Here is a 1,474-nt window from a genome sequence, read left to right on the forward strand (position 1 = left end):
GGTAGTGACCCCTAAAAGTTAGAGTTTTTATTATGCAGCTGATTGGCTGGTTTGAGTTCGATATTGAATCGGACTTAAACCGGCCAATTTTATTTTTATCCGGTCGTTATTATAGTAGTCGATATATTTCTCTATCTTTTGTTTTAGTTCATGATAAGATAATAATTTTTCGCCATAATAAATCTCTTGTTTTAAAATACCGAAGAAGTTCTCCATTACAGCGTTGTCGGCACAAGTTGCTTTCCTAGACATGCTTTGAAAGATTTTATTGTTCTTAAGCGTTTTAATCCATTTTTGGTGTTGATAATGCCAACCTTGATCGGAATGAATTGTGGTTCGATACTTAGCTTCGTTATTTATCATTTCAACAGCTTCATCCAATGGTTCTAGCACTAAATCTAAAGTGGGTCTATTAGAAATGCCAAAAGAGATAATTTCCCCATTATATAAATCTAAAAGAGGATTAAGATATAACTTCTCCTCGCTTAAACATTTGAATTCAGTAATATCAGTGACGATTTTCTGTAAAGGAATTGGCGTATCGAATCGGCGATTCAAACGATTTTCAGCGACTTTTCCAACAGTTCCTTTATAAGAATTATAACGAGATTTACGTTGGAACTTCACACACTTCAGGCCTAATTCATTCATAATCCGTTGCACCTTTTTATGATTAATCGCATAACCTTGATTTTTAAGCGCTAAGTGAATGCGACGATAACCATATCTACCTTCATGCTTTTCAAATAGCGTAGTAATCTCTTCTTTCAATGCACAATCTGGATCTTCTTTTGATAGCCGATTAATTTGATAATGGTAAGTCGATTCCGGGATATTAACAACGCTTAAAACATCTTTTAATTTGAATCCCTCTTCTTTGAGTTCGAGTGCCACTGCTGCTTGTGCTTTTCGAGGAAGGCATTCGGATTCTCTTGAAAAGCTTTTAACTTTTTTAAATAAGCAACCTCTAAACGAAGTAATTCATTCTCACGTTCTAATTCCTCTTCTCTAGACATTTTCTTTCCTTGTTCAGCTGGTTTTATATCTCTTCTTTTAGCCATAGAAGGACGTCCTTTCTGTTTAGGTTTAAGCCCTTCTACACCTTCTTCCAAAAAGATTCTTTGCCAGTTCGCAATTAAAGAGGGATTATTCATCTTAAATTCAATTGCTGTGTCTCGGTAAGAAGCGCCTGTTTGTTTCTTAAAGTGTAGTACATCTAGCTTAAATTGAACAGGATAGACCTTCTTAGAAAATTTGCGCATAATCCCTTCAGAACCAAACGCACGATATGCTTTCACCCAATTTTGGATTGTAGATTGATCTGGAATATCATGTTTTCTTGCCAATAATTTATATCCTAGTAAACCATCAAGATATTCTTTAACAATTTCCAATTTGAATTCATCATTATATTTAGCCATACTAAAACACCCCAAAAGTTAGTTTTTTACTCTAACTTTTGGGGTGCAGTTCA

The 1,474-nt window shown here is 34.6% G+C and carries 2 protein-coding genes; both read right to left on the minus strand.

Going from position 1 to position 1,474, the window contains the following annotated elements:
- Positions 1-30: 30 nt before the first annotated feature.
- A complete protein-coding gene (locus CH76_RS13225) occupies positions 31-894 on the minus strand; it encodes an IS3 family transposase (protein WP_036147338.1) in 864 nt (287 codons plus the stop codon).
- On the minus strand, positions 858-1,421 hold the full coding sequence (locus tag CH76_RS13230) for a helix-turn-helix domain-containing protein (RefSeq protein WP_036147341.1): 564 nt from the start codon (positions 1,419-1,421) through the stop codon (positions 858-860). The genes CH76_RS13225 and CH76_RS13230 overlap by 37 nt, the downstream gene beginning before the upstream one ends.
- Positions 1,422-1,474 lie beyond the last annotated feature (53 nt).

Source organism: Lysinibacillus sp. BF-4, assembly GCF_000743635.1.
Classification (GTDB): Bacteria; Bacillota; Bacilli; order Bacillales_A; family Planococcaceae; genus Metalysinibacillus; species Metalysinibacillus saudimassiliensis.